The organism is Streptomyces sp. NPDC046379, assembly GCF_055587785.1.
Window position 1 is genome coordinate 18,777 of record NZ_JBVJFP010000028.1, and the last position, 24,855, is coordinate 43,631.

At 69.3% G+C, this 24,855-nt stretch carries 21 protein-coding genes and 4 pseudogenes; 18 read left to right on the forward strand and 7 right to left on the reverse strand.

Annotated features, from left to right (window positions below; genetic code table 11):
- The first annotated feature begins 40 nt into the window (after positions 1-40).
- The 10 genes and pseudogenes from ACZ6KF_RS31785 to ACZ6KF_RS31830 all read left to right on the forward strand — a co-directional run bounded on the left by ACZ6KF_RS31785 (position 41) and on the right by ACZ6KF_RS31830 (position 10,029).
- A complete protein-coding gene (locus tag ACZ6KF_RS31785; protein WP_469160422.1) occupies positions 41-526 on the forward strand; it encodes a LuxR C-terminal-related transcriptional regulator in 486 nt (161 codons plus the stop codon).
- On the forward strand, positions 523-1,227 hold the full coding sequence (locus ACZ6KF_RS31790; RefSeq protein ID WP_469241580.1) for a hypothetical protein: 705 nt from the start codon (positions 523-525) through the stop codon (positions 1,225-1,227). The genes ACZ6KF_RS31785 and ACZ6KF_RS31790 overlap by 4 nt, the downstream gene beginning before the upstream one ends.
- A gap of 12 nt (positions 1,228-1,239) precedes the next feature.
- Positions 1,240-4,098, forward strand: coding sequence for a helicase associated domain-containing protein (locus ACZ6KF_RS31795; protein WP_469241582.1), 2,859 nt, complete (start codon positions 1,240-1,242; stop codon positions 4,096-4,098).
- Positions 4,079-4,447: a hypothetical protein gene (locus ACZ6KF_RS31800; protein WP_469178726.1), complete on the forward strand. Its 369-nt coding sequence runs from the start codon at positions 4,079-4,081 to the stop codon at positions 4,445-4,447. The genes ACZ6KF_RS31795 and ACZ6KF_RS31800 overlap by 20 nt, the downstream gene beginning before the upstream one ends.
- A gap of 2 nt (positions 4,448-4,449) precedes the next feature.
- Positions 4,450-4,659: pseudogene (locus ACZ6KF_RS31805) on the forward strand (MFS transporter); the annotation flags it as partial.
- Positions 4,660-4,697: 38 nt separating this feature from the next.
- Positions 4,698-5,009: a hypothetical protein gene (locus ACZ6KF_RS31810; protein WP_469178770.1), complete on the forward strand. Its 312-nt coding sequence runs from the start codon at positions 4,698-4,700 to the stop codon at positions 5,007-5,009.
- 237 nt (positions 5,010-5,246) lie between these two features.
- Positions 5,247-7,286 carry an ABC transporter ATP-binding protein gene (locus ACZ6KF_RS31815; RefSeq protein ID WP_469178728.1) on the forward strand — a complete coding sequence of 680 codons (2,040 nt, stop codon included), beginning with the start codon at positions 5,247-5,249 and terminating at the stop codon, positions 7,284-7,286.
- 74 nt (positions 7,287-7,360) lie between these two features.
- Positions 7,361-8,824 (forward strand): NUDIX domain-containing protein, encoded by a 1,464-nt coding sequence (locus ACZ6KF_RS31820; protein ID WP_469241584.1) that lies wholly within the window; start codon positions 7,361-7,363, stop codon positions 8,822-8,824.
- A gap of 102 nt (positions 8,825-8,926) precedes the next feature.
- Positions 8,927-9,469: pseudogene (locus ACZ6KF_RS31825) on the forward strand (phosphotransferase); the annotation flags it as partial.
- Between the two features lie 56 nt (positions 9,470-9,525).
- On the forward strand, positions 9,526-10,029 hold the full coding sequence (locus tag ACZ6KF_RS31830; RefSeq protein WP_469241598.1) for a hypothetical protein: 504 nt from the start codon (positions 9,526-9,528) through the stop codon (positions 10,027-10,029).
- 550 nt (positions 10,030-10,579) lie between these two features.
- Here the strand turns inward: ACZ6KF_RS31830 and ACZ6KF_RS31835 are convergent.
- Positions 10,580-10,849, reverse strand: a complete 270-nt coding sequence (locus tag ACZ6KF_RS31835) for a hypothetical protein (protein ID WP_469160430.1) — start codon at positions 10,847-10,849, stop codon at positions 10,580-10,582.
- 47 nt (positions 10,850-10,896) lie between these two features.
- On the opposite strand from ACZ6KF_RS31835, the gene ACZ6KF_RS31840 reads away from it, so the two are divergent.
- Both ACZ6KF_RS31840 and ACZ6KF_RS31845 read left to right on the forward strand, forming a co-directional pair.
- Positions 10,897-11,220, forward strand: coding sequence for a hypothetical protein (locus tag ACZ6KF_RS31840; RefSeq protein ID WP_469241586.1), 324 nt, complete (start codon positions 10,897-10,899; stop codon positions 11,218-11,220).
- 86 nt (positions 11,221-11,306) lie between these two features.
- A complete protein-coding gene (locus ACZ6KF_RS31845) occupies positions 11,307-11,588 on the forward strand; it encodes a glycosyltransferase family 2 protein (RefSeq protein ID WP_356633594.1) in 282 nt (93 codons plus the stop codon).
- Positions 11,589-11,759: 171 nt separating this feature from the next.
- Here the strand turns inward: ACZ6KF_RS31845 and ACZ6KF_RS31850 are convergent.
- Both ACZ6KF_RS31850 and ACZ6KF_RS31855 read right to left on the reverse strand, forming a co-directional pair.
- Positions 11,760-12,074, reverse strand: a pseudogene (locus tag ACZ6KF_RS31850) (transposase); the annotation flags it as partial.
- 65 nt (positions 12,075-12,139) lie between these two features.
- The gene (locus ACZ6KF_RS31855) at positions 12,140-12,739 is read right to left on the reverse strand and encodes a GNAT family N-acetyltransferase (protein ID WP_469241588.1); all 600 of its coding nucleotides are present in this window, start codon (positions 12,737-12,739) and stop codon (positions 12,140-12,142) included.
- A gap of 493 nt (positions 12,740-13,232) precedes the next feature.
- Here ACZ6KF_RS31855 and ACZ6KF_RS31860 point away from each other — a divergent pair.
- The 5 genes and pseudogenes from ACZ6KF_RS31860 to ACZ6KF_RS31880 form a co-directional block, all read left to right on the forward strand.
- A pseudogene (locus ACZ6KF_RS31860) lies at positions 13,233-13,658 on the forward strand (transposase); the annotation flags it as partial.
- 639 nt (positions 13,659-14,297) lie between these two features.
- Positions 14,298-15,269: a sugar ABC transporter substrate-binding protein gene (locus ACZ6KF_RS31865; protein ID WP_469178734.1), complete on the forward strand. Its 972-nt coding sequence runs from the start codon at positions 14,298-14,300 to the stop codon at positions 15,267-15,269.
- Positions 15,270-15,354: 85 nt separating this feature from the next.
- On the forward strand, positions 15,355-16,134 hold the full coding sequence (locus ACZ6KF_RS31870; protein ID WP_356633600.1) for an ATP-binding cassette domain-containing protein: 780 nt from the start codon (positions 15,355-15,357) through the stop codon (positions 16,132-16,134).
- Positions 16,131-17,402 carry a sugar ABC transporter permease gene (locus ACZ6KF_RS31875; protein WP_469178736.1) on the forward strand — a complete coding sequence of 424 codons (1,272 nt, stop codon included), beginning with the start codon at positions 16,131-16,133 and terminating at the stop codon, positions 17,400-17,402. Before ACZ6KF_RS31870 ends, ACZ6KF_RS31875 begins: the two co-directional genes overlap by 4 nt.
- Before the next feature lie 12 nt (positions 17,403-17,414).
- Complete coding sequence (locus tag ACZ6KF_RS31880; RefSeq protein WP_469241590.1) at positions 17,415-18,671, forward strand: ROK family protein; 1,257 nt, start codon at positions 17,415-17,417, stop codon at positions 18,669-18,671.
- Between the two features lie 554 nt (positions 18,672-19,225).
- Here the strand turns inward: ACZ6KF_RS31880 and ACZ6KF_RS31885 are convergent.
- The 4 genes from ACZ6KF_RS31885 to ACZ6KF_RS31900 form a co-directional block, all read right to left on the reverse strand.
- Complete coding sequence (locus tag ACZ6KF_RS31885) at positions 19,226-19,351, reverse strand: hypothetical protein (protein WP_469241592.1); 126 nt, start codon at positions 19,349-19,351, stop codon at positions 19,226-19,228.
- 169 nt (positions 19,352-19,520) lie between these two features.
- On the reverse strand, positions 19,521-19,646 hold the full coding sequence (locus tag ACZ6KF_RS31890; protein WP_356633608.1) for a hypothetical protein: 126 nt from the start codon (positions 19,644-19,646) through the stop codon (positions 19,521-19,523).
- 373 nt (positions 19,647-20,019) lie between these two features.
- The gene (locus tag ACZ6KF_RS31895) at positions 20,020-21,417 is read right to left on the reverse strand and encodes an MFS transporter (RefSeq protein WP_356633610.1); all 1,398 of its coding nucleotides are present in this window, start codon (positions 21,415-21,417) and stop codon (positions 20,020-20,022) included.
- A gap of 623 nt (positions 21,418-22,040) precedes the next feature.
- Complete coding sequence (locus ACZ6KF_RS31900) at positions 22,041-24,347, reverse strand: ATP-binding SpoIIE family protein phosphatase (protein ID WP_469241594.1); 2,307 nt, start codon at positions 24,345-24,347, stop codon at positions 22,041-22,043.
- 305 nt (positions 24,348-24,652) lie between these two features.
- Here ACZ6KF_RS31900 and ACZ6KF_RS31905 point away from each other — a divergent pair.
- Positions 24,653-24,855 (forward strand): hypothetical protein (locus tag ACZ6KF_RS31905; protein ID WP_469241596.1); only part of this gene is annotated, 203 nt, incomplete at its 3' end.

Genomic DNA, 24,855 nt, shown 5'->3' on the forward strand with positions numbered 1-24,855 from the left:
CCTGCCATCACCAGAACCACACCGACGATCAGGACCACGCATGGCCCGTACGCCGCATCCCGCGCCCAGCACCGTTCAGCTCACACCCGGAAACCTCGCCGTCGCCCGTGAGCTGGTGACCGGCGCCGACAACACCGCCATCGCCGCGAAATTGGGCATCAGACCGCACTCCGTCACCTGGGCCATGAAGCGGATCGGGCAACACACCGGCGCCACAAGCAGGGCGCAGCGGGCCCACGCCCTGCTCACGCAGCGGCTCGTGGACCCGCCCGCCGCACCCAGCGTGCCGCCGGACTTCGATGCACAGGAGCTCAGTCTCCTGCGGGCGGTGGCCGAGCAGCCGGACATCCACCAGATCGCCGACGCCGCAGGCACCACCAGCACACGCGCCGACAAGCAGATCCAGGCCCTGGTCGCCAAGGCAGGCGCAGGCAACCGCGTCCGTCTCATCGGCTACGCCCACGCCTGGGGACTCTTCGCGAGCGGCCCAGACGGCCAGACCGCCCCCGCAGGAAGCCACCGATGACCAGCAGCCAGTCCCCTGCCACCCCACGCATCAGGGCTCCGTATGCGATGCGCCTCATCCAGAGCGCGGCCGAACAGGAGGCCGCCGCGGCACTGGTCGAAGCACGACTGCGCTGGCTCGCCGGCCGAAGCCTGCCCCTGCCCGCCTCCGGCGACATCCCCGCCCTCTACTTCGACGACCAGGCCGACCGCGTCGGACTGTACGAGGACGACATCCTGGCCGGCTGTCTGATCCTGGACCCCGAACCCGACTTCGCGCGCTGGGGCAGCGACGGCCTCCGACCGGGCCTGCTCCTCACACACCTCTACGCAGCGCCCGGCCGCTCGGACGGCATCGGCCGGCTCATCACCCTGTGGGCCACCGACTACGCCACCCGCCACGGCCTGCCGTGTGTCCGCACCGAAGCCCTCATCTGGCACCTCCCGGACACCGACCCCCACGCCCGCTACCGGGCCCATCTATGTGCCATGAGCAGAAACGACCGCAGCCGACCAGCCCCCTTCCACGACCACACCGACGACGGCGAGCGCTTCCTGTGCCGCCTGTGCCTCACGGGCTCGGAAATCCGCAGCACCGGCAGCGACGCGACGGGCGAACGACTGGTGGCCCATCTGGAAGCACCGGCTCAGGCCCTGCCCCGGCTCGCGGCGCTGCTCACCTGCACTCTCCGCCCGCGCCTGCCGCGCACACGATGTCACTGAGCGGAGCGGACCGTGACTGAGTCCGTCCCTCCGGGGCCCGCCCGCCGCGCAACCTCCGAACACCGCAGGCTGTTCCCGCATCAGGAGCAGGCCGCCACCGCGATCTGCAAGGTCCTGGCGGACACCGGCCGGACGACCGGGGTGCTGCCCTGCGGCACAGGCAAGACCCGCGTGGGCGCGGAAGTCGCACCTCGTGGCACCGCCGGCCGCGGCCGGCGGCTGGTCGTGGTCCCCACCCTCGAACTGGTTCACCAGACGATACGGGAGTGGATCGATCACCTCGGGCGGCCTGCACTGGGCCGCATCATCGCCGTCTGCTCCGACAAGGAGATCCTCTTCGCCCGCCGTGGCGCGCAAGCTCCCCTCGGCGACTGCGCGGTGACGGTCGATCCGGCCCGCCTGGCCCAGCTCGCAGCGCCAGACGGGCCGGTCACCATCGCCTGCACGTATGCGAGCCTCAGCGTCCTCGCCCAGGCCCACACCCAGTACGGCTTGCCCCCGGCGGACGTCGCGGTCATCGACGAAGCCCACCGAACCGCCGGAGCGGCGGGCAAGGCATGGGCGGCCATCCACTACGACCATGTCATCCCCGTCAAGCGGCGCCTGTACCTGACGGCGACGCCACGGGTGGTGACCGGTGATGACGACGACGTCATCAGCATGTCCGACGAGGTCCTGTACGGCCCCGCCGCGTACCGGATGTCCTTCGCACAGGCCATCGAGCTCAGCCTGCTGGCGCCCTACCGACTCGTGGTGCCGGTCGTCGCCGGCGAACAGGTGCGAGCCCTGACCGACCGGGACGACGCCTTCCTGCGGATCGGCAAGGCCGGAGTCGCGGCATCCATGGTGGCCACGCAACTGGCCGTGCTGCGCGCGGCACACGAGCACGGCATCCGCCGCATGATCACCTATCACCGCAGCGTCCAGGACGCGAAGTGGTTCACCACCCTGCTCCCCCACGCCTACGCACTGCTCAGCCCCGAAGAGCGGCCCGCGGCACTGTGGACCGACTGCGTCCACGGTCGCCAAAGCCCCGGCGACCGGCGCCGTGCCCTGGAGCGGCTGGCCGGTCACGAAGCCGGCCTCGCCGTCGTCTCCAACGCGCGCGTGCTGTCCGAAGGCGTCGACGTGCCCGCCGTCGACGCGGTGGCCTTCTTCAACGTCCGCAGCACGATCGACACCATCCAGGCCACCGGGCGTGCCCTGCGCCGCGCAGGCCCCGGGAAGACCGCGTCGATCATCGTCCCGGTCATCGTCGACCCCGACGACGACCCCGAGGCGGCACTGTCGACGTCCACATTCGCTCCGCTCTGGCAAACGGTGCGGGCGCTGGCCAGCCACGACGAGACCCTGGCCCAGCGGCTGGAGACCGCCCGGCGGGCGCTGGCCGAGCCCGGAAGCCGAGGTGAGCCGGCCGACACGGTCCCGGACTGGCTCGCTGTGAGCGGCGCCCCTCTGCCCGAGGCGTTCGTCCGGGCGGTCAGCGTGCGCGCCGTGCGGACAGGTACCCCTTCCTGGCCGGAGTACCACCGCGCCGCCGAGCTCTACCGCGCCGAGCACGGGAACCTCCTCGTCTCGATGGCGCACTGCACGCCCGCCGGCCTGAAGCTGGGCGTCTGGATTTCCCGGCAGCGCACCCGCTACGCCGAAGGCCTGCTGCCACACGACCAAGTGGAGCAGCTCAACCGTCTGGACATGGTCTGGCGGATGACGCCCGAGCCGTCGGACTACCTCCGTGCCGCCGAGGAGTACTACGCCGAGCACGGGAACCTCCTTGTACCCGAGGCGTACTGCACGCCCGCCGGTGTGAGGCTCGGCCGGTGGATCAGGGATCAGCGCAGCCGGCACGCAAAGGGCGAGCTACCGCGCAGCCGGGTGGAGCAACTGGACCGCCTTGACATGGTCTGGCGGGTGAGAGTCGAGCGGGCGGAGTACCTCCGCGCCGCTGAGCAGTACCGCGCGAAGCACGGGGACCTCCTCGTGCCCGTGTCCTACTGCACTCCCGCCTGCCTGAAGCTCGGCAGGTGGATCTCCCAGCAGCGCATGCGCTACGCACACGGTCAGCTGCCGTCGGACGTGGTCAGGCAGCTGAACAACCTGGACATGATCTGGACGCAGGCCGATCCGTTCCTTGACGCCGCTGAGCAGTACCGCGCCGAGTACGGAGACCTCCTCGTACGCAGGGCGTACTGCACGCCCACCGGTCTGGAACTGGGCAGGTGGATCGCTGAGCAGCGCACCCGCTATTCCAACGGCGAGATGCCGCCACGGCGGATACAGCACCTGAACAGCCTGGGCATGATCTGGTCGCAGGCGGATTACCGGTTCGAGCTGCTCTTCGCGGAAATACGCGCCTTCAAGAAGAGGTACGGCCATCTGAGAATCGCCAAGGGATACGTCGCCCAGTGCCGCGACGGCAGCACTTACAAGCTCGGCCAAATGACCGCACTACTCCGCATTGCACACGGCCGCGGAGAAGTCGACCCCGCGAGAGTGCAGCGACTGAACGCCGAGGGATTCATCTGGGACGCACGCAAGTACCGCTGGGACGAACGCATCACAGCACTCAAAGAATTCAAGGCCCAGCACGGGCACGTGCGCGTCCCGAAGACGTACCAGACGCAACCGCCCGCCGCACTCCCCCTGGGGAAATGGCTCGACAAGTGCGTGCGACGCCATCGAAACAGAAAACTGCCCGCAGATCAGGCAGAAGCACTGTGTGACCTCGGCGTCGCCCTCCCGGCCCCGCCGACAGACCAGGACTCAACGGATCCGCCGCACATGTCTCGCGAATCGACACGGCAGGCGACCCCCGTTTCTCGCACTCAGCAGAACACCGAAGGAGAACTCGTTGGAACTGCACGACAGTGACTCCCGCGTACCGAGCTGGAACATCGAGCACAACGGCCGCGGACGCGACGGGAATATGAACAACCGTCCTGCGGTCGTGCCCGATGCCAACGCCCGTGCGATGGCAGCGTTGGCCGTCGCCGGATCAGCGGGCACCTACGTCGGAACCGCCGCGGTCAGTCTGCTGGGCGCCGCCCGCTGCCTGCTCCTGGACTCCGCGTCCTACGTGATCAGTGCCTGGTGCGCCTCGCGCATCTCCACCGTCCACGCTGCCCAGCATTCAGCCAGATCGCGCACCCGAATGATCACGTCGATCCTGAGGGCATGGCGCACGTGCCACGCGATCCGCTCCAGCGGCCCCTGGTCCTAACGATGGCCTACCACGCGTTCGCCGAGGGCATCGTCGTGACGTACTTCGCGTACTACCTGCTGACTGAGCTCGACTACGGCGACATCGGTCTGGGATGGGTGCTGGGCGCGGTCGGGGTCGGCAGCCTCGTGGGCGCCCTGGTCGCCGGCCGGATGGTGCGCCGACTGGGACCCGGAATGGTCCTGCTCGTCGGCTTCGCCGCGTACCCGATGTGCGGGATGTCGCTCCTTCTCGCCCGTCCGGGGCACGGATGGCTGATCGCTCTGGTGGCCGCGTCGTCAAGGCGGTCGCGGTCACGGCGGCCGCGTCCACTCAGAGGTCGCTCCGCCGGCAACTGTGTCCGCCCCACCTTCAGTCCCGTGACGTCGTCTTCTCCGGGTGCACGCTCCGCCTCACCGCATTCGGCATCGGCCGCTACCGGAACGTCGACCTGCGCGGCAATGACCTCTCCACCGTGCGCGGGATCCCCCACCTCACCCGGGCCCGCATCGGTCCGGGCCAGCAACACGACCTCATCCAGGCCCTAGTGACCGAACTCGAGATCACCGTCGAAGGCGACTGAGAGGCATCGTCGCGACCTTGCGGCAACCACATACGGCTGCGGAAGCCAAGCATCGGCGTTTCGGCCAACCCGCCCCCGCTCACGCGCTCCTACGCCGCAAGGGTCAGTGCACTGCGCACCTTCGAACAACCGCAGAATTCCGGCGCGCGAAAGCCGTCCGAAAGAACACGTGCTCGAAATCGCGGCTGCGTCGTTGAGCACGCTGACGCCACTGCTACACCTCCGGGAGGGAACACATTGACGCCAATCGAACCAGACAGCGACGAGAGCGCGCACCCGCCGAAGGCCGCAGCGGCGGCCACCAGCGGCATCTCGGACGCCGAGCGTGAGCTGTACGGCGGCCGGCTGCGCTACGACCAGTCCTACGTCCGGCACGAGGGGCCACTGACCCGGCTGGCGTTCGGACACATGGCGGCGGCGCTGCCCCGGATGGTGGGCATGGTGCTGCGTACCGGCTGGGAGGCGGACCCTCGGGCGCTCGTCGGCGTCGTGGTGGCGCAGCTCGGGCAGGGCGTGACGGCGGGCTGGGGACTGGTGGCGGTCAACAGCGTGCTCACCGAGTTGTTCGCCGATGGCCCGACCGGGGACAAGCTCCGCGAGTCGCTGCCGTCGCTGGCGGTGCTCGCGGTCGCGGCGGTGGCCACCGCGGTGCTGTCGGCGTGGTCGACGGCGATGTCGGGCCGGCTGGAGCCGCAGGTGGAGCGGGCGGTCTCCGCCCGGTACTACACGGCTGTCACCCGCGTCGAGGTGGCAGCGACCGAGCGGCCGGAGGTCCAGCGGGTCCTGGAGGCGGGAAAGTTCGGCACGGACTCCGCCCGCAGCATGCTCCGGCTGTCGGTCGGCGTGGGCAACGTGGTGATCGGCATGGTGGCGGCCGCCATCGTGCTGGCGTCGCTGCACTGGGCACTGCTGCCGATGCTGCTGGCGATCGCCCTGCCCAAAGGGTGGGGCGCGGTCCGCTCCGCGCGCCGTGAGTACCTCTCCCGTCTCAACTGGGTCGACCACCGTCGGGCGATCGCCTCCCTGCTGGCGTACCTGACCCGTCCGCACGCGGCCGGGGAGATCCGCGTGCACGCCGCCGGCTCGAAGCTGCTGTCCAGTTACGAGGAGATGTCGAGGCAGACGGAGGCGGAACAGCGGCGCCTGGCCCGGGCGCAGGCTTCCACGGACCTGGTTGCCGGCGGCTTCGCGGGGCTGGCGTCGGTGGCCTGCTACGGGGTGCTGTGGTGGCTCCTGGCGTCCGGTGGTCTGCCGCTCGCCGTCGGCGGCACGGCGGTGATCGCCATCCGCACGTCGACGGCGCGGCTCACGTCGCTGGTGCAGCAGGTCAACCGGCTGTACGAGGAGTTGCTGTTTCTCACCGACACCGAGGACGCCATCAAGATCGCCGGGGAGAACGCCATCCCGTCCTCCGGCGCTCCGCTGCCCGCGCCGGTGCGGGAGGTGCGGACGGAGGCGGTGTCGTTCACCTACCCGGGGGCGGACTCCCCGTCCCTAAGGGGTGTGAGCGTACGGGTGCCGCGCGGGAAGGTGACGGCCCTGGTGGGCGCGAACGGTTCTGGGAAGACCACGCTCACGAAGGTGCTGGCCGGGCTGCTGCTGCCCTCCGAGGGACACGTCTGGTGGGTGGGTGAGTCGGGTGAGCGGGTCGAGCTCCGTGAGGCGGACCGCGCCCAGGTGTTCGCCGCGGTCGGGGTGCTGGCGCAGGACTTCCCGCGCTGGGAGATGACGGCAGCCGCGAACGTGGCCATCGGCGCCGGCGACCGGCCAAGGGACATGGACCGCGCCCGCCAGGCCGCCAAGGAGGCGGGCGTGCTCGACCTGATCGAGGGCCTGCCGCACGGCTGGGACTCGATCGTCTTCAAGGGCTACGAGCGCGGAGTCCAGCTCTCGGGCGGCCAGTGGCAGAAGCTTGGGGATGCTCGAACAAGGTACCGGCAGGCGCCGTTCCTGCTGGTCGACGAGCCGACATCGGCCCTGGACCCGCACGCGGAGATCGCCTCGTTCCAGAGGCTGTGGTCCCTGGCCGAGCAGGGGCACGCGGTCGTCCTCGTCACCCACCGGCTCGCCGCGACCATGAACGCCGACCACATCTACGTCCTCGACCAGGGGCGCGTCGTAGAGGACGGCACCCACGAGGACCTGGTGGCCCGCGCGGGCGGCCTGTATCAGGGGATGTTCACTGCCCAGGCCGCCCAGTACGGCCTCGCGCCGACGACGGACACGCTTCCCCGTCCCCGCGGTGTCCAGCCGTCCGACCACGAGGCGGCGAGCTGACCTTCAGCAACGCGACTTCCACCAGCCCGGCCCCCGCAGCACCCCGCCCCTACGACGAAGGTGAGACGACGCTTATGCCTCCCAGCTCCACCGCGATCCGCAAGACCATCGAGGCGTACCTCGGCCGTCACCCAGGCGAGCTTGACGCCCTGGCCGGGCTGCTCGCCGCGCTGGACCGGCCCGTCGACGTGACCGCCCGCACGACGCTGCCCGGGCACATCACGTGCAGCGCCGTCATCGTCGACCGCCAGAGCCGGGTCCTGCACATCCGGCACCGGGCCACCGGTCTCATGCTCACCCCCGGGGGCCACATCGAGCCCCAGGACCGCACGCTGCTCGCCGCGGCGCTGCGCGAGGTGGCGGAGGAGGCCGGGATCCCGCCCGGGGCCCTGTGCCTGACCCGGCAGACGCTCGGCTCACCAGTCGACATCGACGTCCACGACATCGACGCCAACCCCTCGAAGGGCGAACAGGCCCACCAGCACTACGACTTCCGCTACGTGTTCTATCTCGCCGGTGAGGAGCCGCTGGCGATCACCTTGCAGGACGAGGAGGTGTCGGGCGCCGGGTGGGTTCCGTTGTCGGAGGTCACCTCGCCGACGCTGCGCGAGAAGCTTCTCGAGGCGCGGCTGGACGGGCAGCCGGAGCCGGTGAACGCCTCCGCGCTCATCCACGACGGCCAGGGCCGGTACCTGCTCCATCTGCGCGACGACAAGCCCGGCATCTGGCAGCCGGGGGCGTTCGACCTTCTCGGCGGCGGCCGCAGCCACGAAGACCGCAGCCTTGAGGACACGTTGCTGCGGCGGCTGTCTGAGGAGGTCCCCGACCTCCGGCTGGGGGAGCTGGAGCCGTACGCCGTGGAGAGGGCCACCAGCGTCGACGGCCTCAGCGTCCCGATTCAGGTGGTCACGGGCCGGTGGCGCGGAAACCCCGACCGGCTCCGGCTGCACGAGGGCGTGCTGCTGAGGTGGTTCACCCCCGACGTACTGGACCGGCTCCGCCTGCGCCCTGGCACGCGCGACCTGATTCGGCGGCACGCAGCGGAGAAACCCCCGGACGACAAGCAGGACGCGGTTCCCGCCGTGTGGGACGGGGGCAGCCGGACGGTGCTGAATGGCATCGGAGTCCACCTCCACCTCGAAGACGCCCAAGGCCGTGTGCTTCTCGGGCTGCGCCACCCCGATGCGAAGTACGCGGGCGGCACCTGGCACTACCTCGCCGGCCGGTGCGAGCAGGAGTCCGCCCTCGCCTGCCTGGTCCGCGAGGCGGAGGAGGAGGCCGGTCTCGTCATCGAACCCGCGGACGTGGAACTGGCGCACGTCGTCCACGTCGTCGACAGCCCAGGCGCGCTGCCGCTGATGCAGCTCGTGTTCCGGGCCCGCCGTTGGAAGGGAGAACCAAAGATCCTCGAGTCCGACAAGTGCCTGGCCTGGAAGTGGTGGCCACGCCATGAGCTGCCGGACCGGCTCGTCCCCTACACCCGCACGGCCATCGCCGCGATCGCCGAACGCCGCCCCTACTCCCAGCTGGGCTGGTGAACACGGTGAGCACACCTACCGGGAACCAACCCGAGCAGCATGCCCCGTCCGTCCGCAGGCCGGCACCGTCGGGGCAGCGAGGTGAGGGCCGAGTCCGACGCCATGGTCATCGCCGGGATCCTGGCGCTGCTGTACCGGATCACGCCAACCGTGGTCAGCGAAGGTCCGGAGGGAACGGCGACCCGTAACTACGTGGCCGAGGATCGCGCGGGCCGGCGGTGGTTCGTGAAGGCGTACCCCCCTGGCGCTGACGTGGACCAGGAGCGCCGTGCCCTGGCCTTGGGCGAGGCGGCCAGGGCGGACGGGGTTCCGGTACCGGCCGTGCGGCGGACGGTGTCCGGTGAGGTGATCGCGTCGGCGGGCGGGCTGTCGGTGTCCGTGACGGAGTACGTCGCGGGCGCGGAGACGGCCGAGGGCGGGCTGTCCGGCGGCCGGTGGGATGCGGTGGGCGAAGCCGTGGGCCGTCTGCACCGATTCCTGGCCCGCCATCCCGCCGGGCCGCCGCGCCCGGTGGCGGCCCGCGAGGTGTGCGACGTCACGCGGGCCGGACGGCGGCTGGAGGAACTGCTCGACCGCTGGGCCGCCGCGCCGCCAGAAACGGAAGGCTTCGCCGCCTGGGCGCGCGGCACCGCGACACGGCGTCTTGCCGCCCTTCCCGAGCACTGCGCGGACGGCGGCACGAGATCTCCACCGGCGTCACCATGGGACCGGGCTTCTACTTCGGGTCGCTGCAGCTCTACGCGGCCACGACGCTGCCCGGGTTCTGCCGCCTGGCGGTCGCCGCCGACCAGGAGAGCCCGGTCGTCGAGATCGCCACCGGCTCGGACGCGCTGGCCGTCCTCGCCGACGCCTCGCTCGCCTACCTCACGTACGTGCAGACCCGGCACAGTGAGATCCTCGAGGAGCGTGAGTGGGAGTGGTACGTCCACGCTTTCGGTGACCAGGGTCCCGCCCTCGGCGCGAAGCTGGCGGAGGCAGTCCAGGCATGGGACCGGGACGTACGCGGCGACGGCGGCTCGAGCAGCGATCCGGCCATGACCGTGCACCCCGCCGGAACGCCGGACCACCGGCTATCTCCCGGCGACGTGGTGGACAAGAACCACTGCCGCGTCGTGGTGCAGTGGCCCCGCCGTGACGCCTTCCTGCCCTCCCCCGTTAACCGGGGCGAAGCCCGGACCGCTTCCGGGGAGGCATGTGACGGATAGACCGGCAGGCGGCGGTCTTCGCCGCGCCGCCAGCACGTGACGAGCAGACGCGGATGCGGGCCGCTCACGCCGCCGCGGCACACAGCCTCCAGGTGACCGCGTCCGGCCCGGAAGTATGGGGCTGGCAGGGCCGCACCCTCAGCCGGCAGGCCGGGAGCTGCTGGCTGCGCGTCGTGGCCGCCCCGGTCGCGAAGCAAGGCGGGCGGCTGTGGGAGGGCACCGCCTCGGCGGACGCCCTCGTGCCCCGGTCCATGCCCCGGCCGCGGCTGCGGGGCCTGCTCGATTGGACCGCGGACGAAACCGCCTACCGCGCCGAGCTCACCGAATACGTCCCCGTGCCCCCGGTCACGAGCAGTACGCCGGTGCTCGCCCGGGATGTCGCCCTTCCTGACGCGTGGTGGGCGGATCTCCGCGCGGCACTGGAGACGCTCGCCACGGTGCCCACCGATCGGGAGGCGGTACGGCAGCGATGGATCGACAACAACTTCCGCCGCTTCCTCGGCATCGACCCCATCCAGATCCACGCCTACACCACCGGCCACGGCGACCTTCACTGGGCGAACCTCACCCGTGCGCCCCTGATCCTGCTCGACTGGGAGAACTGGGGCGCCTGCCCGTCGGCTACGACCCGGGGCTCCTGCACGCCTACTCCCTGGCCGCGCCCGCGACCGCGGCGCGGATCCGCCACGAGTTCGCCCACGTCCTCGGCACGGATGCCAGCCGCGCCGGGGAACTCGTCCCGCTCGGCCAGCTCCTGCAGGCCTGCTCCAGGGGCGTCCACCCCCGCCTCGCCCCGCTCATCGCCCGCTGGGCCGAGCATCTCACCGACACATGCCCAAGCCGCGTATCGACGTCATCGTCCTGACGATGAACGACCGGCCGTCCGAGGAAACGGCCGCCCAGGAGACCCTCGTGGCACAGGCCGGTGTCGACGTGCGGGTGTGCGTGGTCGGCACCGGCTGCCGACCCGAGGTCGTGCCGCCCGGCGCGCTCAGCATCAGCCTGCCGGAGAACGTCGGCATCCCCGCAGGCCGCAACGCCGGCGCCGAGGCACTCCGTCAGGCAGGAAACCCGCGCACTGGCTGTTCTTCCTCGACAACGACGCCAGCTTCCCACGCCCCGACATCCTCGTCCGGCTCGTCGCCGAGGCCGAGCAGCATCCGGAAGCGGCCTGGGTACAGCCCCGGCTGACGGGCCTGGACGATGTGACCACCCCGCGCCGCTGGGTCCCCCGGCTGCGCGCCTCCGCCCCGGGGCGGCCGGGGAGGGTCACCTCGATGACCGAGGGCATCGTCCTGATCCGGCGGGAGGCCTTCGACAAGGTCGGCGGCTGGGAGGGCAGCCTGTTCCTGAACCACGAAGGCTTCGACCTGGCCTACGGGCTGTACGCGGCGGACTGGAGCGGCTGGTACGCCGCCGGCATCCGTATGCACCACCCGCTCACCACACCGGCCCGCCACGCGCTGTACCACCGGCTCGCCGCCCGCAACCGGATCTGGATCGCATACCGCAACATCTCCCCGCGCTCCTCGCCCTCCACCTGGGCGCGTGGACCGTGATCACCCTGGCCCGGGCCGTACGCGGTGGCGGACTGCGTCAGACGCTGCGCGGGATGCGCGAGGGCTGGACGACCCGGCGTACGCACCCGCGGCACCCGATGAACCGGCGCACCGTATACCGGCTCACCGCTGCCGGACGGCCGCCGGTCATCTGAACCTCCCGCCCGCCCACACCGCGGCGTCCTCCATGTCCAGCAGACCCGCCCTGCGCAGTTCTGCGAGGAGGATCTCGTGCAGGCGGGGCCAGACGCCGGCCTCGGTCCAGTCCCGCAGCCGCCGCCAGCACGTCACCCCACTGCAGCCGATCGTCTCGGTCGGCACGTCCGCCCAGGTCACACCCGTGCGCAAGACATAGATGATCCCGCGCAGGGCGGCCCGGTCGTCCGTCGGCAGCCGACCTGGATACCGGCGACGACGCGGCGGACGAGGAGGGAGCAGCGGGGCCACGCGGTCCCACAGATCATCAGGCACAAGATCATCCGACACCCGCAGAACTCTGCCGCCCGCCAGCCCAACTGCCAAGCCCTGAACCAAAACTCATTCTGAAATGATCAGTAATCCTTGTAGGCGTGCTGGCCCGGGACGGTGCCGCCCAGGTCGAGGTACTCGTATCCGGCCGTGGTCAAATTCTGTGCGAGGTGGCGCAGGAGGGCGTGGCCGGGAGCGAGGTCCGTGTAGTGCGGGTGCATGGCCGGCACCACGGAGTAGGCCCGGCGGTGTCGCGTCAGGCAGAGCTGGGCGGCGACGATCTCGTCGTCCACGGCGAGGGTGGCGATGAACGCCATGCCGGCGCCACAGCGCTCAAGCACGGCCGGCCAGTGGAATGCGCCGGGAATGTGGGGCGAGCCGGCACGCGGCGCGTGGCCGGCCCAGCGGCGCTCGTGCAGGCGGGCCAGGACCGCGTAGGCGGGGAGCAGTTCGTCACCATCGCGGGTTCGCCGGTAGCTCACCTTGTGACGTTGGGCGAGTTCGTCCCAGGCGCGCCGGCGTCGCCTGTGCTCACGTCGGGTCGAACGGGACATCTCCTCATAGGCAAGGGGTAAGGAGATCTCGGCGCAGTCGGTGATGCTGGTGTGCCAGCCCCCAGGAGCGGCGGGGCCGGTGGACGTGAGGTGTCGGGCGAGGGCACTGTCTGCGGGCAGGCCCGCCATATCGACGTGCTGGCCGTCAGCCGCCAGCCCTTGTAGGTACCCGGCGAAAGCCGCCGCCACCTGTGAGTTTCAGCTGCCGGGCCCACGGCGCGGACGTACTCCCCCATCGGCGCAGACAGGGCGACCGTACGCGGTCGGGCGCCCGCACGGTCGCAGACCAGCGGCACAGCGGCCAGGACCTGGCGGGCGGACCCCTCGCACAGGGCAACGACCAGGCGCGAGTTGGGAGGGAGTTGGCGCGCCCACCCGGTGAGCCACGACGGTGACTGATAGGGAGTCGCCTGCGAGTCACGCCGGTACAGATCCGCCCACGACGACGCCATGAAAGCGCCGGCAGCGGCCCCCTCCAGCACACGCACCATCAGATTCACGATCGACTTCTTCCCCTCCGGACGCTCTTCGCGTCGCCTGTAACCACATGATCACGTCACCAGGACGGCGAATCGCCGCATCAATCGCGAGTTCACCCGGACGGGAACATCCGGAACGGGCCATGCAGGACCGGATCGAGCCGCTGATGCCGGCCGATCCGGTCCGCGGACGACGGTGGGCCGACCACCGGCGCACGCTCGAGCCCATTGCGTGGAAGTACCGCATCGACTCGCCCTGGCGTGACCTGCCCGACGAGCTCGGCTCATTGCAGACCGCTCTCAAGCGGCTGATCAGATGGGCGTCGACGGTGCCTCGGAGATGATCCTCGCCGCCGTCCTGGATGCCGCGGACGCCGACGATGGCATCGGACAGTGCCGGCGGACTCCACGGTCATCCGGGCCCACCAACACACTGCCGGAACACTCAAGAGAGGGCTGCCCACTGCGGCGAGCCCGCCGATCACGCGCTCGGACACTCCCGCGGCGGGCTGAGCACCAAGGTCCACCTGGCCGCGGACGGCCGCGCACGGCCCCTCGCCTTCACCGTGCCTCGCGCCTGACCGGCCCGACCTGAGCCGCGGGCCCAGGTCCCGAGACCAGTGCTCGGCTTGCCGGACTCCGGCGAGCCGATCCTGCCGCACTTCCGCACCGGGATTGTTTTCGCTGTAAACGAATTCACTGAGAGTCCCGTGCCGGACTTCCCATGCACCCTTCGCATCAATCCGCTGAAGTCAGGCTCTGACGGCCGGTTCGGCCCCTTGTGTCGCACGCACCCGACATCAACCGCACACCGACCGGCCTACATCCGACCGCCTTCTGAGCAGGTGCGATGGCCCATGTGCCGACCAGCAGGCGGCGCGTACCCGGACGCGGTGACCCGATCGTTACCTTGCCGCCCGCCCGAAGTCTGGTGCGACGGCGGCGGGGATCGTATGTTTTCGCAGACAACTTTCACCGGATCGTCACTCGCCGCAGGATGCCGAGTGCGCCTCCGTCTTCCTGTCCAACGCACGTCCGGCTCAGCCCCGGGCACGCCCCTCCCCCGAAAGGACCCTGCCGTGCGCAAGGGATCCCCCCTCGTCGCAGTCTCCGCGTCTGCGCTCGTCCTCGCCTCAGCCACCGCCTGCGGAAGCTTTTCCTCGAGCAGCGGTTCCGATGGGGCCGGCGCCGGTAAGCCGAAGATCGGCGTGATCCTCCCCGACAGCAAGTCGTCCGTCCGATGGGAAACCGCAGACCGGACCTACCTGAGCGCGGCGTTCAAGGCCGCCGGCGTGGACTACGACATCCAGAACGCCGAGGGCGACAAGCAAGCGTTCCAGACCATCGCCGACCAGATGATCACCAATGGTGTGAACGTACTGATCATCGTGAACCTCGACAGCGGCACCGGCAAGGCGGTCCTCGACAAGGCCAAGGCGCAGGGTGTGGCCACGATCGACTACGACCGGCTCACGCTCGGCGGCTCCGCCCAGTACTACGTCAGCTTCGACAACACCGCGGTCGGCAAGTTGCAGGGTCAGGGCCTCGTGAAGTGCCTGAGCGACAAGGGAGTGAAGAAGCCCGTCGTCGCCGAGCTCAACGGCTCACCGACGGACAACAACGCCACGCTCTTCGCCAATGGCTACAACAGCGTCCTCGACCCCAAGTACGCCTCCGGCGAGTACGCCAAGGGGCCCAACCAGTCCGTACCCGACTGGGACAGCGCCCAGGCCGGGACCATCTTCGAGCAGATGTACACCAGCCAGCCCGACGTCGACGGCGTGCTCGCCGCCAACGACGGTCTGGCCAACGCGGTCATATCCGTCCTGCGCAAGAACCACCGCAGCGGAGACGTGCCCGTCACCGGCCAGGACGCCACCGTTCAGGGCCTGCAGAACATCCTGACGGGTGAGCAGTGCATGACCGTCTACAAGGCCGTCAAGAAGGAGGCCGACGCGGCCGCCGCACTCGCGATCGACCTCGCCCGCGGCAAGAAGCCCAAGACCAACGCCACCGTCCATGACCCGGAAGGCAAGCGCGACGTGGCGGCGCACCTCCTGACACCGGTCTCCGTCTTCAAGGAGAACATCCAGGACGTCATCGACGACGGCTTCGTCACCAAGGCCCAGCTCTGCACGGGCAACTACGCGGCCCTGTGCAACAAGGCCGGCATCAAGTAGCCCGTCGGACCCGAACGCGACCGCGGGTCCCGCGCTCGCTGCGACACGGACCCGCTCTCGCTCAGCCCTTTCAGGAGACTTCCCCATGACATCGAAACCGATTCTGGAACTGCGCGGAATCGACAAGAGTTTCGGCCCGGTACAGGTGCTGCACGACGTCGCGCTCAGCGCGTACCCCGGAGAGGTGACCGCCCTGGTCGGCGACAACGGCGCCGGCAAGTCGACGCTCGTCAAGTGCATCGGCGGAATCCACCCCATCGACGGCGGCGAGTATCTCTTCGACGGGAATCCGGTCCAGGTGCGCAACCCGCGGGACGCCGCCGCGCTAGGCGTGGAGATCGTCTACCAGGACCTCGCACTGTGCGACAACCTCGACATCGTGCAGAACATGTTCCTGGGGCGCGAGATCCGCCGGGGCCTCGTCCTCGACGACTCGGCCATGGAGCAGAAGGCTGCCGAGACGCTCAAGGGGCTGTCCGTCCGCACGGTCAAGTCCCTGCGCCAGAAGGTCTCCAGCCTCTCCGGCGGCCAGCGTCAGACCGTCGCCATCGCCAAGGCCGTGCTGTGGAACAGCAAACTGGTCATCCTGGACGAGCCCACCGCCGCCCTGGGCGTGGCCCAGACCGCACAGGTTCTGGAGCTGGTGCGACGACTGGCTGACAAAGGTCTGGCCGTCGTGCTCATCTCCCACAACATGAACGACGTCTTCGCGGTGTCCGACCGCATCGCCGCGCTGTACCTGGGGCGCATGGCAGCCCAGGTGAAGACCTCGGACGTGACGCACTCCCAGGTCGTCGAACTGATCACCTCGGGCCGCAGCGGTGACCTGGGCCTGACCACATCCCCCAAGGGAGCCGCAGCATGACCGCCGCCCTCACACCCCAGAAGCAGAAGCAGTCCGGCGCCGCCTCCGACGAGGGCAGGCCCGCAGCACCCAGCCTCGGCGACATCGGCCGCGGTTACCTGGAACGGTTGCGCGGCGGCGAGCTCGGCGCGCTTCCCGCCGTCGGCGGTCTCATCGTCCTGTGCGTCCTCTTCTCCCTCCTGCGCCCGGTCTTCCTGTCGAATCTGAACTTCTCCAACCTCCTCACTCAGAGTGCCGGAAGCATCGCCATCGCCATGGGGCTCGTCTTCGTGCTCCTGCTCGGCGAGATCGACCTGTCGGCCGGCTACGCCAGCGGTGTCTGCGCCGCTGTCCTGGCCATCCTGCTGACCAACCAGGGTTGGCCCTGGTACTCCGCGGTGGCCGCAGCCCTCTTGACGGGCGCTGCCATCGGGCTCCTCATCGGCAGCCTCGTGGCGAAAGTCGGCATCCCCTCGTTCGTCGTGACCCTGGCCGCGTTCCTAGGCTTCCAGGGCGTGGTGCTCATCCTCCTCGAGGAAGGCACCAACATCTCCATCAAGGACCCCACGGTCCTCGCCATCGCGAACAAGAACCTGAGCCCGCTCCTCGGCTGGGCCCTTTTCGCCGGGTGTGTCGCTGTTTACGCCGGTCTGCAACTGCGCCGCAGTCACAACCGCCGCAAGCGCGGCCTGCACGACGTCCCCCCGATGCTCGTCGCCGTACGGATCGGGATAATCACCGCGCTCGGTGGCCTGGCCGTGTTCCTCCTCAACCAGGAACGCAGCCGTAACGTCGTCGTCGACTCGCTCAAGGGCGTTCCCATCGTCGTGCCGGTCATCGGCGCCCTGGTCCTGCTCGGCACACTCGTCCTCCAGCGGACCGGGTTCGGCCTGCACATCTACGCCGTGGGCGGCAGCCCGGAGGCGGCACGCCGCGCCGGGATCAACGTCCCCTTCATCCGCATCGCCGCCTTCGTGATCTGCTCCACCCTGGCGGCCGTGGGTGGCATCATCGCCGCTTCCCGGGGCAACTCCGTGGACCCGAACACCGGTGGCAGCAACGTCCTGCTGCTCGCCGTCGGCAGCGCCGTCATCGGCGGCACGAGCCTCTTCGGCGGCCGCGGGCGCGTCATCGATGCCGTGCTGGGCGGTCTGGTCGTCGCCGTGATCCAGAACGGCATGGGTCTGATGGGCTACTCCTCCGGTGTCAAGTACGCTGTCACGGGATCGGTGCTGCTGGTGGCCGCCGGTGTGGACGCACTGTCCCGCCGCCGTTCGGTTCAACATTGAGGTCTTCTCGCGATGAAAGCTGGCCCATCCCAGGAAGAGATCCGCCAGCACAACCTCGGCACCCTCCTGCGTCACGTCCATCTCGACGGGCCCACCTCGCGAGCCGTTCTCACCAGCCGGATGGGTCTCAACCGCAGCACCATTCTCGGCCTGGTCAGCGAGCTGTCCGCAGTGGGTCTGGTCCGTGAGGAGCTGCCGCAGGACACCGGCCGGGCCGGGCGTCCCTCGCTCGTGGTCCGGCCCGAGCCCACGCGGGTGCACGTGCTGGCCTTCGACGTCGGCGTGGAGCGTCTGGCCGCCGCGCTCATCGGGCTCGGCGGGGTGTTCCTGGACCGGCGGGAGTACTCCTGGCCCCAGGAACGCCGGCAGGACCCCGCGGAGGTGGCCGACATCTTCGCCGACTTCGCCCAGCAGCTGCTGGCCTCGGCTCCCGAGGCAAGCGTGTGCGTCGGCGTGGCCGTGGCGGTGCGCGGCATGGTCCGCCACCCCCACGGGCTGGTCACCCTCACCCCGAACATGGGCTGGCAGGACGTCGACTTCGCCGCCGAGCTGGCGGGCAGGCTGCCGCTGGACATCCCGGTCCTCGTCGCCAATGAGGCCAATCTGGGCGCCCTCGCGGAATACAGACGTGGTGCCGGCAGGGCCAGCCGGAACCTCATCTACCTCCATGGCGAGATCGGCATCGGCGCCGGAATCGTCGTCGAAGGCGAACTGCTGCGCGGCGAACGCGGCTACGCCGGCGAGGTCGGCCACATCACCGTCAATCCGCGCGAGGGACGGCGGTGCGGTTGCGGAGGGTACGGCTGCCTGGAAGCCGAGGCAGGCGAGCAGACCCTCCTGGAGGCCGCCGGACGCGACAGTCGTGTCACCGGCACCGAGGCGGTGCGGGCGGTGGTGACCGCCGCTGACCGCGGCGACGTCAGCGCACGTGCGGCGCTGCACCTCGTCGGAGACTGGCTCGGCATCGGCATCTCCACCCTCGTCAACCTCTTCAACCCGGATCTGATCGTCTTCGGCGGCACCCTCCGGGAGGTTTTCCTCGCCTCCGCCGCACAAGTGCGCAGCCGCATCAACACCAGCGCCCTCTTTGCCTGCCGGGAGGATCTGCGCCTGCGCGTCAGCGAACTCGGCAACGACGCCATCCTGGTCGGCGCGGCCGAACTCGCCTTCTCGGAGATGCTGTCCCGGCCGCTGGAGACACTGACCCGTGTGACCGAAGGGTTCCCGGCTCCCGCGCCGCGGGACTCCGGGCTCACGCCCAGCCCGTGACCTGCCGACCACGGAATTACCGCGACGCGACGTTGGCGTGGTCGGCTTCAATGATGGCATCGAAAGGGGGGGGGGTTATTCCGACAAGGTTGTTTGGTTCGATGTTCAGGTGTCGCACCGGTTCGGGGTGCAGCGGTTCGCTATCTGGCCTGGTCAGAGGCACCGTCGGGAGTGCAGTTGGCTGCCGGCACGTCAGGGGCGGTCTTGCCCGACCGCCCCTCCGACGAATGACATCGAGAACTGGTTGCGCAAATGGCGTCGGTGGACCACCAGACCCCCAATACGACTAGGTCAATCAAGGGTTCTCCGCCGACTCGGTGGACGGCGAAGAACCCCGAGGGCTGTTTCCCAACCCTCCCCAGCCCAGTCACCCGCACAAGCCCCCCACACCCGCAGCATCCGACCCAGTTGTCTCAGCAGGCGAGTCTCCACCACGGCTTCACCGACGGCTCACGGCGCGCTCAAAAGCCATCTCCACTACCGGCACAAAGCCCTCTTCAGCAGCCGCCGCCGTGACCAAGCCGGCACCGCGCACTCGGACGACTCCGCGCGAGTCAGTTGGGGGCATGGGCCTCGCCGACGGCGACGGCCCGCGTGTTGGTGGCTTCCGTCCACCCGCCGGCGTTCGTCTCGGTGCCCTCGACGCGCCGGGTGACGGCCCAGATGGAGGGGGCTGTCACGGCTGGCGGCCACCGGGCCGGTCGGTGGGCGCAGGCCCGGCGGATGTCTGCGGCACGATGCGCCGTGACGCCGAGCAAGCCGGCCCGCCCGGCGAGAACGGCGTGCCGCTGCCGACAGTGGACAGACCGCCGCGATGAATCTGGTGAGCGCCAGCACGAAGGTCGCCGCCTACTGGCAGACCGATCCGGAGGCGGCCATCACCTGATCCACGAACTGGTGCCCGGCGGCGAGCTCGCCGCGTACGGGATCCTCGACGAAGCGGTCGAACAGCGGTGCTGATCGGTCTGCCGACACTGCGTCACCACGCGCACCGTCTCGGACCTGAGCGGGCGGCCGAGTTCTGTCTGGGGGCCGTTCCCCACATCACGCTCGCGGTCGCTCCGGCCTCAGCCGACTTCAACTGATCAAGCTCAGCGCTTCTTCTCGCGTAAGAGTCAGGCACGTGAGGCCTGGTCGGCGCACCGCGCGCAGCTGGTCGGCGCGAGCCGCCGACGCGCGGGCATGAGCAGCGGCAGGCCCGGGGGGCAGGTCCAGCGGCTGGACGACGTAGCGCGCCCGATGCCGATGGGGAAACCGTCGGGGCGACGGCGCACTCAAAGACCTTCGGGACGGCGGCGGGTCTGGGCAGTCGGGCGAGGTCCCGCCGCCGTCCGGTTCGTCGGTCGGGTCACCGCGCAGCGGCTCGGATCCGGTCGTATTCCTCACGCGACACGGGTTCCGCGTCCGGTGTGCCGAGCTTGTCGAGGGGGATGCGGTGTGTCTCCCTCGCCGACCAGGCTGCCATCGCGCCGATGATGGTGATTCCGAGGCACAGGCCGCCGACGACGAGCGGAATGTTCGCGGATCCCGGAGGAGCCACCAGCGTGAAGAGGCTCGGCAGGAAGGCGACGATGGCGAGCCCGAGATTCTGGGAGATCGCGAACCCAGTGACACGGGTCCGGGCCGGGAAGAGCTCCTGGAAGAAGCTGGCGAACGTGGCGTTCCAGATCTGGAACAGTACGCCCCACGTTACGACCGCGAGGATGAAGGCGAGTGGCACATTGTCCTGGCTCACGGCGAACAGGTAGGCACATGACAGCACGCCCGATCCCAGTGAGCCGAGAATCATCAGCGGCCGTCTGCCATAACGGTCCGAGAGGTCACCGAACCACGGGATGAGCGCCACCCCGATGAGGTTGGCCACGATGGGCAGCCACAGATAGATGTCCCTGCTCATTTCGAGGCCGTAACCGGGCTGTGTCGCGTACGCCGCCCCGAACACGACCACCGTCACACCGACGACGTTGACCAGTGTCATGCACACCGCTCGTACAACATCGAGCCCGCTTTCCCTGAGCACCTGGACGATGGGGGCCTTCGCGCTCTTCTCCTGCGCTTCCCCTTCAAGGAACGTGGGCGTCTCGTCGACCCGGCGGCGGATGAAGTAGCCGGCGAAGACGACGAGTGCGCTGAGAAGGAACGGGACGCGCCAGCCCCAGGAGTTGAAGGCCTCGTCGGACAGAACTGCAGAGAGTGGAAGGAAGAGGGCGGCGGCCAAGACCTGCCCTGCCTGTGTGCCTTGAAGTGTGAAGCTCGCGTAGTAGCCGCGACGGCCGAACGGCGCCTGCTCCACAATCATGGCGCTGGCACCGCTCAGCTCGCCGGCCACTGCGAACCCCTGGACGAGGCGGAGGAGAAGCAGCAGGCAAGGGGCCAGGATCCCGATCTGATCATAGGTGGGGAGCAGCCCGACCGCGAAGGTCGAAACACCCATGAGCAGCATGGCGAGGACCAGCACGTTCTTGCGTCCCCGCTTGTCTCCCCAGTGTCCGAGGAGCCATGCGCCGATGGGCCGTGCGATGTAGCCGACGGCGTACGTGCCCAGTGAGGCGATGATGGCCACGCCGGGGTTCCCCGTAGGGAAGAACACGGTTGGGAAGATCAGCGCGGCGGCCTGGGCGTAGATGAACCAGTCGTAGTACTCAAGGGCGCTCCCGATCCAGCCGCTCGCGGCTGCTCTCCTGGAGGCTTTCCGGGAATGCGGGGCTCGGCTGGAGGGAGTTCGCGCCACGGTCTTGCTTCTCACGTTCGTCTCCTCGACGTGACGTGTGCGGGTCACGTCGTCTGATCGACTGGATCCGGTGCCGTCTACAGCCGATGCCGACAGTGCGGTGGCGTCTCACGCAAGGATCCGGGGTGGGTAAACGCTTTCTATAGGACAAGACCACCTCCCCTCTGTCAACATCCGAATGGAAACCAGATCACGCGGAGATGCTACCCGGGCCCACATCAGAGAGCCGCCCTTGAGGCCAGACTGGGTCGCCGTCAAGGAAAGCGCTTTCCGTCTGGGGTCGGAGAAGCTACGATCAACGCCGACCATGCGGGAGACACGCCTTGTGAGGCCTCATGCTCAGCGATCCGTCCCCTGCCTTCGGTCCCAGATCGCCGGCTCCGGATCCCCTCTCCCCCGGGGATGGCCTCGGGCATGCTCCAGCCCTCGGCGCAAGGGTCCGATCGTGGGGTACCAGCGGCACCATCGCCGACATTCTTGGCACCCCCGTCCGCCTCACGCAGGACAACCTTGGGCTCGGTCGGGATGCCCAGTCGTCGCGTGCCGGGGGTGCTCGCACATCATCCGTCCCCTCTCCCGGCCGAAGCGCAGAGTGCGCCGAGTGGGACGATTCGACCTCCGCCGGGCGGTCGGCGCATTCAGGTCACGGGCAAAGCCTGCTCAGCCCAAATGGTCTTTCCTGTGGGGCCGTAGCGGCTGCCCCAGCGCTGGGCGAGTTGGGCGACGATGAAGAGACCGCGGCCACCCTCGTCCGTGGATCGGGCCCTGCGCATCCTGGGCTGGGTGTTGATCGAGTCTGTCACCTCACAGACCAGCACGGAGCTTCGAATCAGCCGCAGGCCAATGGGCCCGCCGGCGTGGCGAATGGCGTTGGTCACCAGTTCGCTGACGATGATCTCGGTGGTGAAGGCCAACTCGTCGAGCCCCCAGGCCGCCACCTGCCGCACAACCGAATGGCGCGCCTCGGCAACCACCGACTCCTCGGCGCGCAGATGCTGGAAGCAGATGTCATCCGGAGACACCGCCCTGGTTCTGGCCAGGAGAAGCGCGGCGTCGTCGCGCCGCTGAGTACTCGCGAGCGCAGAAGTGACGTCGTGTCCCAGTCGGCGCAGGGGGGTGCCCGCGCTTCGGCCGGCGTTGAGCGTCTGAACCAGCCGCTCCGTGCCTTGGCTCCAGTCGCTTGCGATCCCGCTGACCAACCCGTCGGTGTAGAACGCCAGCACACTGCCCGGCGGCGCTTCGACCTCCACCGTCTCAAACGGCATGCCGCCGATGCCAAGGGGCGGCCCGGGCTCCAGGTCGAGCAGGCACGCCGTCGTTTCGCCGGGGCGCAGAAGGGCCGGGGGCGGATGGCCCGCACTCGCCACGGCACACTGGCGGCTCACGGGGTCATAGATGGCATAGAGGCAGGTAGCTCCGAAGGCCCCGGCCGCAGCCGCGCTCTGATCGTCCTGCGAACCCGCCTGCGGGGCATCCTGCTCCGCGGCCAGGCGCAGGACAAGGTCGTCCAGCCGGGCGAGGAGCTCGCTGAGGTCGAGATCGAGGTCTGCCAGGGTTTGTACTGCTGTGGCCAGTCTCCCCATCGCTGCGGTCGCCTGCAGGCCATGGCCGACGACGTCCCCGATGACGAAGGCGGTACGCAGGGAGGAGAGAGGGATGGCGTCGAACCAGTCGCCGCCCACACCGCTGCCGGCACTCGCCGATACATAGAAGCCCTCGGTTTCGGCGGCAGGGCCGTCGGTGTGCGCCCTGGGGAGCAGACTGCGTTGCAGGGTGACGGCCCTTCGGTGTTCCTGAGCGAATCGCCATGCGTTGTTGATACTGAGGGCCAGACGTGAGGCGATCTCCTCGACGAGCAGAACGTCTGTCTCATCGAACCTCGGAGCAGTCGCGCCGCGGCCGATGGCCAGGACGCCCAGCAGACCGTTGGGGTCGCGAAGCGGCGCGGTGATGACGGAGCGCACCGTCTCGGGATAAATCGTCCGCAGGAATCGCGCCTCCTCGCTGCGCCCCCGTGTGAGAGCAGACAGGTCATGGGTGAGCAGCGCTCGACCGAGTCGGAGGGACCTGGTGCGGTCCGTGTCCGGAGTGTGAGCCAATGCCGTGGCACGCTTGCGCAGGTCGATAGGGGGTGTGGCGCCGACGTACGCAACGGCTGACTGTCGCTGTTGCGAGGGCCAGGGCCCCGCCGAGCCCGGCAGCGGCGTGCCCTCGAACACCGCAGTGACAAGATCGATCGCAGCCCAGTCGGCGAATTCCGGGACGAACGCCCAAGAGAGCGCCCCGGTCGTCCGCGCAACGTCCAAGGATCCGCCGATGGCGGCCGTCGCCCCGCGCAGCAAGGCCAGATGACGACGCGAACGGTGCTCTCCTGTGACATCACGAGCAATGGTGGCAAATCCTGTCAGGACACCCGCATCCCCGAGTAGACGCAGCGCCGTGAAGGAAAAGACGACTTCATCTTCGGGCTGTTCCCGTGTCCGGACGCGCTGCGTCCAGTCGGATCGCTCACCGTCGTCGCTCAAGAGCAATTGCAAGCGCTCTTCCACGGCCGCCGCATCCTCTGCCACATACAGGTCTCGCAGCCTCTTACCGCGCACGTCACCGAGCATCGTGCTCGCCCGTGCAATGCGCAGGTCCGTGTCATAGACGATTAGCTGCGGCCGACCCTGCTGCACGAGCGTATCGACCAGCGCGTCGTTCTGGCTCCGTAGGTCCGCCTCGTCGGCAGGCACGGCGACGGCGAGAAGGCCAGCTGACCCGTCACCCAAAGGTGTCAACTGGAGAGTGACAGCAATACTGTTTCCCTCGCGATGCCGCAGGAACATACGGCTCTGCAAGCAGTCATCACCCGCTGGGCAGGCCGGTACCGATGCGTCACCTGGGCGGATGACGAGGGTGTGGGCCGAGCGCCCGAGCATATCGCTCGCGGAATAGCCGAGCATGTGGACGGCTCCGGGCGTCCAAGCCAAGATTTCACCCCGCCGGTCCAGGACGGCTGCCGCAAGGTCGCTGGCGCAGCCGTCCTGCCGAGCGTTTCGGGCACGACCTGGAACATCCATTCCGCCTCTTCCAGCATGCGTCAGGCCTGAACGCGAGCCTGTGGGGCAAAGCGATTAAGTGCGACAAGTGTAACCTTCGGGGATGCGCTGCCGAGGCGTACGTCTGCTCTCCCCCGCGAGCACACACTGTCGCGTGGGGATACAACGCGCTCGAACATCGAAGGCAGAGGCGGCGCCTTCCTCCATAGTTGCCGGAGGAGACGTTGCGGCCGAATGCACCCATCTCCGGAGCGCTCCGGCAGTCGGATGTGGCCCTGAGGGGTGGGCCTCTCCGGGGCGCGGGATCTCAGGAAGCCTTAGAGGTCATCTCATTTGGCTACCTCGGTAGGCTGTGGGGCGTGGTGGGGATCGTTGAGCGGCTGGTGCCGGACGAGTTGTGGGAGTTGTTCCA

Bases quoted from the DNA above. Each gene is read 5' to 3' on its own strand.
- ACZ6KF_RS31785 (WP_469160422.1), top strand. From the start codon at position 41: ATGGCCCGTACGCCGCATCCCGCGCCCAGCACCGTTCAGCTCACACCC.
- ACZ6KF_RS31790 (WP_469241580.1), top strand. From the start codon at position 523: ATGACCAGCAGCCAGTCCCCTGCCACCCCACGCATCAGGGCTCCGTAT.
- ACZ6KF_RS31810 (WP_469178770.1), top strand. From the start codon at position 4,698: ATGGCTGATCGCTCTGGTGGCCGCGTCGTCAAGGCGGTCGCGGTCACG.
- ACZ6KF_RS31820 (WP_469241584.1), top strand. From the start codon at position 7,361: ATGCCTCCCAGCTCCACCGCGATCCGCAAGACCATCGAGGCGTACCTC.
- ACZ6KF_RS31830 (WP_469241598.1), top strand. From the start codon at position 9,526: ATGGGACCGGGCTTCTACTTCGGGTCGCTGCAGCTCTACGCGGCCACG.
- ACZ6KF_RS31835 (WP_469160430.1), bottom strand. From the start codon at position 10,849: ATGCTCGGCCCAGCGGGCGATGAGCGGGGCGAGGCGGGGGTGGACGCC.
- ACZ6KF_RS31840 (WP_469241586.1), top strand. From the start codon at position 10,897: ATGAACGACCGGCCGTCCGAGGAAACGGCCGCCCAGGAGACCCTCGTG.
- ACZ6KF_RS31845 (WP_356633594.1), top strand. From the start codon at position 11,307: ATGACCGAGGGCATCGTCCTGATCCGGCGGGAGGCCTTCGACAAGGTC.
- ACZ6KF_RS31855 (WP_469241588.1), bottom strand. From the start codon at position 12,739: ATGGCGGGCCTGCCCGCAGACAGTGCCCTCGCCCGACACCTCACGTCC.
- ACZ6KF_RS31870 (WP_356633600.1), top strand. From the start codon at position 15,355: ATGACATCGAAACCGATTCTGGAACTGCGCGGAATCGACAAGAGTTTC.
- ACZ6KF_RS31875 (WP_469178736.1), top strand. From the start codon at position 16,131: ATGACCGCCGCCCTCACACCCCAGAAGCAGAAGCAGTCCGGCGCCGCC.
- ACZ6KF_RS31880 (WP_469241590.1), top strand. From the start codon at position 17,415: ATGAAAGCTGGCCCATCCCAGGAAGAGATCCGCCAGCACAACCTCGGC.
- ACZ6KF_RS31900 (WP_469241594.1), bottom strand. From the start codon at position 24,347: ATGCTCGGCTATTCCGCGAGCGATATGCTCGGGCGCTCGGCCCACACC.